The sequence below is a fragment of the Rhodoferax sp. genome (assembly GCF_030646845.1).
Classification (GTDB): Bacteria; Pseudomonadota; Gammaproteobacteria; order Burkholderiales; family Burkholderiaceae_C; genus Rhodoferax.
The window spans coordinates 1-7928 of the sequence record NZ_JAUSLE010000036.1; the positions used below are offsets into that span (position 1 = coordinate 1).

A 7928-nucleotide genomic window follows, 5' to 3' on the forward strand; every position below is an offset into this window, starting at 1 on the left:
GGCACTCCTTTCGGAGGGGGATTTTGAGTCCCCTGCGTCTACCAATTTCACCACCCGGGCGGATTCAGCGAAGAACGAAATTATGGCACAGTGTGGGCTATGAAATACCCAACCATTGAAGATTCCATCGGAAAAACCCCCCTGGTGATGCTGCAACGCATTGGTGCCGAACAAAATGCTGCCCGTGGCAACGTGATTCTGGGCAAGCTCGAAGGCAACAACCCGGCCGGCTCGGTGAAAGACCGGCCAGCCCTGTCCATGATCCAGCGCGCGCAGGAGCGTGGCGAGATCAAGCCCGGCGACACCCTGATTGAAGCGACCTCGGGCAATACCGGCATTGCGCTGGCCATGGCGGCGGCCATCAAGGGCTACCGCATGGTGTTGATCATGCCGGAGGACCTGTCGATCGAGCGCGCCCAAACCATGAAGGCGTTTGGTGCGGAATTGATTCTCACACCCAAGAGCGCCGGCATGGAGTACGCGCGCGATCTGGCTGATCAGATGCAGCGTGATGGCAAGGGCCATGTGCTGGACCAGTTTGCCAATGCCGACAATCCGCGGATTCATTACGAGACCACCGGCCCGGAAATCTGGGCCGATACGAAGGGGCGAGTCACCCATTTTGTGAGTGCCATGGGTACCACCGGCACCATCACCGGTGTGTCGCGGTTTTTGAAAGAGAAGAACCCGGCCATCAAAATCATTGGCGTGCAGCCCAACGAGGGCTCGCGCATACCCGGCATTCGCAAGTGGCCGCAGGAATATTTGCCGAAAATCTACAACCCCGCCAATGTGGATGAGTTGATGTACGTGAGCCAGGAAACAGCCGAAGACATGTGCCGGCGGCTGGCGCGCGAAGAAGGTATTTTTGGTGGCATTTCGGCAGCGGGTGCGTGCTGGGTGGCGCAGGAGATTGCCCGGGCTGAAACCAATGCGACCATTGTGTTCGTCGTGTGCGACCGCGGCGACCGCTATCTCTCGACCGGCGTATTCCCCGCTTGATTTACATAAAAATAGCCGCTAGCCTTCGTGGACTATGCGCGAGCAGCTATTTAACTAATAGCAACAAGGTTTTTCCATGATTGAAGCTTTCAAGTTTTGTCCGCAATGCGCCACGCCCTTGACCCTGATCACGCAGCTTGAGGACAGCGGCGACAAAGAGCGCCTGCGCTGCGCCGCCTGCGGCTACACCCACTGGAACAATCCCACGCCGGTGTTGGCCGCGGTGATTGAGTACGAGGGGAAAATTTTGCTGGCGCAAAACGCGGCGTGGTCGGGCAAGATGTTTGCGCTGATCACCGGCTTCATGGAAAAAGGCGAGACGCCGCAGGACGGCATTGCCCGTGAAATCAAGGAAGAAACCAGTCTGGACACCAGCGCGCTGAACCTGATCGGGGTTTACGACTTTCAGCGCATGAACCAGATCATCATTGCCTACCACGCGGTGTGTCACGGTGCGGTGAAGCTGTCGCCGGAACTGGTGGATTACCGGCTGTTTGACTTTGACCAGGTGAAGTGCTGGCCGGCCGGCACCGGCTACGCGCTGGCCGATTGGTTGCGCGCGCGCGGCCATGAGCCGCAGTTCATCGAGTTTCCCAAACGGGCTTGACACCAAGGTCTCTAAAATTGCCCCAATTCCAAGGAAATTTGATGCACATTGACATTGACAAAGAGGTTGACGCCCGCGGTCTGAACTGCCCGCTGCCCATTCTGAAAGCCAAAAAGGCGCTGGCCGACATGCAAAGCGGTCAGGCCCTGCGCGTGGTTTCGACGGACGCCGGTTCTATTCGTGACTTCCAGGCGTTTGCCAAGCAGACCGGTAATGAGCTGCTCGACCAGCAGACCGTGGGTGAGGACTTCATCCACGTCCTGCGCCGTCGCTAGGGTAAATGTCAGGCCGGTGCCCCGGCCTGTGTCGAACTTCAGCCCAGGCGACTCAGCTGATCCTTCACCTTGATCAGGGTCGCCGCAAAGTCGGCCATGCGCTTGCGTTCCAGTTCGATGACGGCGGCAGGCGCGCGGGCGACAAAAGCCTCATTGCCCAGTTTGCCTTCGGTCTTGGCGATTTCGCCTTCCAGACGCGCCGCCTCTTTGCCCAGGCGCAACTTCTCGGCCGCCACGTCAATTTCCATGAACAGGCAGATGCGCGCCTCGCCCACCACGGCCACGGGTGCCGCCTGCGCGGCGGTGGCCCAGGCGGCTTCGTCGTCAAATACGCGCACCTCGTTGAGCTTGGCCAGCGCTTTCAATACCGGTGCTGATTGGGTCAAGAAGGCGGCTTCATCGGCCTGGTTGGCGATCACAAAAAGCGGCAGCCGGGTGGCCGGCGACACGCTCATCTCGCCGCGCAGATTGCGGCAGGCATCGACCAGCTGCTTGAGCTTGCCGACATAGGCCAGCGCGGCCTCGTCAATGCGCTCCGGCTGTGCCTGAGGGTAGGCGGCAATCGAGACCGATTCACCGGCACGACCGGCCACGGGCGCTACTTTTTGCCACAGCTCTTCGGTCACAAACGGAATGACCGGGTGCGCCAGGCGCAGGATGGTCTCCAGGGTGCGAATCAGGGTGCGGCGGGTGGCGCGTTGCTGCGCCAGGCCGATCTGCACATCGGGGTTGTCTCTGCCTTGCTGAATCTGCACCTTGGCGATTTCCAGATACCAGTCGCAGAACTCGTTCCAGACGAAGTCATAAATCGTGCTGGCCACGTTGTCCAGGCGGTATTCTTCAAAGCCTTTGGTGACTTCCGCTTCGGCGCGTTGCAGCAGTGAGACGATCCAGCGGTCGGACTGGCTGAAATTGAGGTATCCGTGCGCGGCGCCGCCGACGGCGCATTCTTCTTTCGTGTGCTCGTTCAGGCCGCAATCCTGGCCTTCGCAGTTCATCAGCACGAAGCGGCTGGCGTTCCAGAGTTTGTTGCAAAAATTGCGGTAACCCTCGCAGCGTTTGGCGTCAAAGTTGATGCTACGGCCCAGCGATGCCAGCGAGGCGAAGGTGAAACGCAGGGCATCGGCGCCGAAAGCCGGAATGCCGGTGGGGAATTCTTTTTCGGTATTTTTGCGCACTTGCGGCGCGGTTTCGGGTTTGCGCAGGCCTTCGGAGCGTTTGACCAGCAGCTCGGGCAGGGCGATGCCGTCGATCAGGTCCACCGGGTCGAGCACATTGCCCTCGGACTTGCTCATCTTCTTGCCCTGGGCGTCGCGCACCAGGCCATGGATGTAGACGTGTTTGAACGGCACTTTGCCGGTGAAGTGGGTGGTCATCATGATCATCCGGGCGACCCAGAAGAAGATGATGTCGTAGCCGGTGACCAATACGCTTGAGGGCAAGTAAAGATCGAAATCGCTGAGTGCCCCGCGCTGCGCCGCATCGGAACCGGCCTTGCTCATATTCGCTTCGCTCACCAAATCGCTGCGTCCGGTCCCGACCCGTCCCAGCGCTGCATCGTCGTTGCCCCAGCCCATCGTTGAGAAAGGCACCAGTGCGGAGGAATACCAGGTGTCCAGCACATCTTCGTCGCGGGTCAGGGTTTTGCCTGGCGCCTGGGCTTGCGCCTCGGCTTCATTGCGCGCGACGTAGACCTTGCCGTCTTCGTCATACCAGGCCGGAATCTGGTGGCCCCACCAGAGCTGGCGGCTGATGCACCAGTCCTGGATGTTGTTCATCCACTGGTTGTAGGTGTTGACCCAGTTCTCGGGCACAAATGTCACCTCGCCGGACTGCACGGCGTCAATGGCTTTTTGCGCGATCGATTTACCGGTCGGGTCTTGTGGGCTGACCTTGGTCATCGCGACAAACCACTGGTCGGTCAGCATCGGTTCGATCACCTGACCGGTACGGGCGCAACGCGGCACCATCAGCTTGTGTTTCTTGACCTCAACCAGCAGGCCCAATGCTTCCAGATCGGCCACCACTTTTTTGCGGGCTACAAAGCGGTCCAGGCCCTGGTAGGGTACTGGCGCCAGCTCATTGATTTTGGCGTCCAGTGTCAGCACGCCGATCATCGGCAGCTTGTGGCGCTGGCCCACCGCGTAGTCGTTCTGGTCATGCGCCGGGGTGACTTTCACCACGCCGGTACCAAACGCCTTGTCGACGTAGTCGTCGGCAATGATGGGGATGGTGCGGTCGCACAAGGGCAGCGTGACGTGCTTGCCGATGAGGTGCTGGTAGCGCTCATCCTCCGGGTGCACCATGACCGCCACGTCGCCGAGCATGGTCTCGGGGCGGGTGGTGGCCACGGTCAGGCCCAGGGCCATTTCGCCGTTGACCAGCTGGGCGCCGTCGGCGAACGGATAGTTGATGTGCCACAGGAAGCCGTCTTCCTCTTCGCTTTCCACTTCCAGATCACTGACCGCGCTTTGCAGCACCGGGTCCCAGTTCACCAGGCGCTTGCCGCGGTAGATCAGACCTTGCTCAAAGAGCTGCACAAAGGTCTCGGTCACCGTCTTGGACAGCTTGGGGTCCATGGTGAAGTACTCGCGGCTCCAGTCCACACTGTCGCCCATGCGGCGCATCTGCGTGGTGATGGTGTTGCCGGATTTTTCTTTCCATTCCCACACCTTGGCCACAAAGTTCTTGCGGCCCAGGTCATGGCGGCTGATTTTCTGTTCCTGCAACTGGCGCTCCACCACAATTTGCGTGGCGATGCCGGCGTGGTCGGTGCCCGGAATCCAGACCGTGTTGTCGCCGCGCATGCGGTGGTAGCGCGTGAGCGAGTCCATGATGGTCTGGTTGAACGCGTGCCCCATGTGCAGCGTGCCGGTGACGTTGGGCGGCGGCAGCTGGATGGCGAACGACTCGGCGCCGTCTTTGGGCACACCGGTGCCGCGGTGGCCTGCGTGCGCATAGTTGCGGCGCTCCCATTCCGGTCCCCAATGGGCCTCGATGGCGGCCGGCTCAAAAGATTTGGACAGGCTGTTGAGGCCGGGTTGTTGCAGTTCGTCGTTCATAGTGTCTTTGGCTTTTTTGCTCTGAAGCCCGGTGCGGGCCACTGGAGCGATGAGCGGCAGCACTGAAATAAGTGTTGCCGCTGTTGGGGAAAGGCGGGTAGAAAGTGATTTTATTCGACGCCGGGGGATCGCGATAATGAAGACTTCTCCGCGACGCCATTTTTGCCATGCTATTTCTTCTGTCCCCTGCCAAATCCCTTGACTTTGAAACCCCGGCGGGCGACGTGCCCCACACCCAGCCGCTGTTCGTCAAGCAGTCCACCGCGCTCATCCATCTGCTGCAGCAACAGTCACCGCAAGAGATTGCCGGCCTGATGAGTTTGAGCAATACCCTGGCGGGCCTGAACGTGGCGCGCTATGCGGCGTGGCGCCCCAAATTCACCGCGAAAAACGCCAAGCAGGCGGTGCTGGCCTTCAATGGCGATGTGTACGAGGGGCTGGACGCCAAGAGTCTCAAGCCTGACGAACTGGCGTGGACGCAGGACCACATCTGCATCCTGAGCGGCTTGTACGGCGTGCTGCGGCCGCTGGACTGGATGCAGCCGTACCGCCTGGAAATGGGCACCCAGCTGGAAAACGCGCACGGCAACAACCTCTACAAGTTTTGGGGTTCGCAAATTTCAGATTATCTGAACGAGCGTTTGCAGCGGGATGTGTCCCCGGTGGTGGTGAATCTGGCCTCGCAGGAGTACTTCAAGGCGGTGGACACCAAGGCGCTCAAGGCCCGGGTGATCGAGTGCGTTTTTGAAGAATACAAGAATGGCCAGTACAAGATCATCAGCTTTTACGCCAAGCGGGCGCGCGGCCTGATGGCGCGTTATGCTGCAACGCATCGGGTGGTGACGCCGAAGCAGCTCCAGGGCTTTGATGCGGAAGGCTACGCCTTTGAGGCCATCGTTTCCAAACCGGAGCGGCTGGTTTTCCGGCGCCGGCAAAACCCTTGAAATTTATAGAAAATAGGCCTCCAGCCCCCGTCTAATAAGTCCATATGGCTATGAAAATAAGAGCAAACAGCATTGACATCGAAGTCGAAGACACAGGCCCTGGCGCCCCGGGTGAAGAGCGGCCCGCCGTGTTGCTGATCATGGGCCTGGGCATGCAGCTCGTTGCCTGGCCGGCGCCGCTGGTGCAGGCGCTGGTGAATGCCGGTTACCGGGTGATTCGACACGACAACCGTGACGTCGGTCTGAGCCAGCATCTGGATGGCCTGGGCAAACCCAACCTGATCTGGCAGAGCATCAGGTTCAAGCTCGGCCTGACCCCGCAGGCGCCCTACAGTCTGAGCGACATGGCCACCGACTCGCTGGGCGTGCTCGATGCGCTGGGCATTGCCACAGCGCATGTGGTCGGCGTCAGCATGGGCGGCATGATTGCGCAGCGCGTGGCGCTGGCCGCGCCCCAGCGAACCCTCAGCCTGACCAGCATCATGAGCACCAGCGGTGCTAGAGGCCTGCCGCAAGCCCGGCCGGAGGTGATTCGCGTTTTGCTCAGTCGCCCGAATGGCAGCAGCCCGCAGGCCGTGGTGGACCATTACGTGAAGCTGTTCCAGGTCATTGGCAGTCCCGAGTTCCCGATGCTGGAGGCCGAACTGCGCGCGAACATTCTGCTGGGCGTCGAGCGCGGCTTCTATCCGGTGGGCACGCTGCGGCAAATGCTGGCCGTCATGGCCGACGTCAGCCGCGCAGACCAGCTCGCCCGGATCAGTGTTCCCACGCTGGTATTGCACGGCAAGGCCGATCCGCTGGTGCCCTATGCCTGTGGCGAAGACACGGCCCGGCGCATTCCCGGCGCGAAACTGGTCGGTATTGAAGGCATGGGTCACGATTTGCCGCCCGACGTCGTGAATCACCTGTTGGAGCCCCTGATTCCCCATTTGAAAGCCGCTGATATTCGCGCTACAACCCCCACACCATGAACCATCCTGAAAATTCCCAGCTGGGTAAGCCGTCAGCCTACATCGACCAGTACGACGCATCGCTCCTGTTCCCGATTGCGCGCAGGGCCAAGCGCGCCGAGATCGGCATTGAAGGCGCCGCGCCGTTTTTTGGCGCCGACATGTGGACCGCGTTCGAGCTGAGCTGGCTGAACCTGCGTGGCAAGCCGCAGGTGGCGCTGGCGCATTTCACCGTGCCGTGCGAGACCCCCAACATTATCGAGAGCAAGTCCTTCAAGCTCTACCTCAACAGCTTCAACAACACCCGGTTTGCCGATGCCGATGCGGTGAAGACCCGCCTGCGGGCCGACCTGAGTGAGGCCGTGTGGCGCGACACCCGGCTGGACACAGCGGAGCGGGGCCCGGCCCCGGCGTCGATTGGCGTGCGGATTTTGCTACCCGAGCTGTTTGACCGCGAGCCGGTGTACGAGCTCGACGGCCTGAGCCTGGACCGCCTGGACGTCGAATGCACCCGTTACACCCCGGCCCCTGACCTGCTCAAGGTGCTGCCAGACGAAGCCCCGGTGACGGAGGTGCTGGTCAGCAACCTGCTCAAGAGCAATTGCCTGGTCACGGGCCAGCCCGACTGGGGCAGTGTGCAGATCAGCTACACCGGCGCTCCGATCGACCAGGAGGGGCTGCTGCAATATCTGGTGAGCTTTCGCAACCACAACGAGTTTCACGAGCAGTGTGTGGAGCGCATCTTCATGGACCTCTGGACGCGCTGCAAGCCATTAAAGCTGGCGGTGTACGCGCGCTACACGCGCCGGGGTGGCCTGGACATCAACCCGTTTCGCACCAGTTACCCGCAGGCGCTCCCGCCCAACACCCGCACCGCGCGACAGTGATTTTGCTATTAAAAATATAGCGTATTACGCAAATGGCACGAGGGCTACACTGGATTTCTTCCTGATTAGATACCTGCCTCAGACAGACTTGATTTTTTGATGGCACCTCATACATTGCTCTTACACACAGCGTTGTGAGGTATGCCATGGCAATGAACCGAATCCAATTTCAGGCAGGTTTATCAATGCGAGACTTTCAAA

7 protein-coding genes are annotated in these 7928 nt (G+C 60.4%); 6 read left to right on the forward strand and 1 reads right to left on the reverse strand.

What is annotated here, in order from left to right; all coding sequences use genetic code 11:
• Window positions 1-99 precede the first annotated feature (99 nt).
• From cysM to Q7T10_RS09365, 3 genes are all read left to right on the forward strand, one after another.
• Window positions 100-1002, forward strand: a complete 903-nt coding sequence (gene cysM / locus Q7T10_RS09355; RefSeq protein ID WP_304747629.1) for a cysteine synthase CysM — start codon at window positions 100-102, stop codon at window positions 1000-1002.
• Between the two features lie 76 nt (window positions 1003-1078).
• Window positions 1079-1609: an NUDIX domain-containing protein gene (locus Q7T10_RS09360; RefSeq protein WP_198674643.1), complete on the forward strand. Its 531-nt coding sequence runs from the start codon at window positions 1079-1081 to the stop codon at window positions 1607-1609.
• A gap of 47 nt (window positions 1610-1656) precedes the next feature.
• Window positions 1657-1884: a sulfurtransferase TusA family protein gene (locus tag Q7T10_RS09365; protein ID WP_304747634.1), complete on the forward strand. Its 228-nt coding sequence runs from the start codon at window positions 1657-1659 to the stop codon at window positions 1882-1884.
• Between the two features lie 38 nt (window positions 1885-1922).
• Here the strand turns inward: Q7T10_RS09365 and Q7T10_RS09370 are convergent, their stop codons facing one another.
• Window positions 1923-4946 (reverse strand): valine--tRNA ligase, encoded by a 3024-nt coding sequence (locus tag Q7T10_RS09370; RefSeq protein ID WP_304747630.1) that lies wholly within the window; start codon window positions 4944-4946, stop codon window positions 1923-1925.
• A 167-nt stretch (window positions 4947-5113) separates the two neighbouring features.
• Here Q7T10_RS09370 and yaaA point away from each other — a divergent pair, with 167 nt between their 5' ends.
• Genes yaaA through queF form a run of 3 tightly spaced genes read left to right on the forward strand, consistent with a single transcriptional unit; the run spans window position 5114 to window position 7727 of the window.
• Complete coding sequence (yaaA, locus tag Q7T10_RS09375) at window positions 5114-5890, forward strand: peroxide stress protein YaaA (protein WP_304747631.1); 777 nt, start codon at window positions 5114-5116, stop codon at window positions 5888-5890.
• A gap of 50 nt (window positions 5891-5940) precedes the next feature.
• Window positions 5941-6861 (forward strand): alpha/beta fold hydrolase, encoded by a 921-nt coding sequence (locus tag Q7T10_RS09380; protein WP_304747632.1) that lies wholly within the window; start codon window positions 5941-5943, stop codon window positions 6859-6861.
• Entirely contained in the window at window positions 6858-7727 is an 870-nt protein-coding gene (gene queF / locus Q7T10_RS09385; RefSeq protein ID WP_304747633.1) for an NADPH-dependent 7-cyano-7-deazaguanine reductase QueF, read from the forward strand. Before Q7T10_RS09380 ends, queF begins: the two co-directional genes overlap by 4 nt.
• Window positions 7728-7928 lie beyond the last annotated feature (201 nt).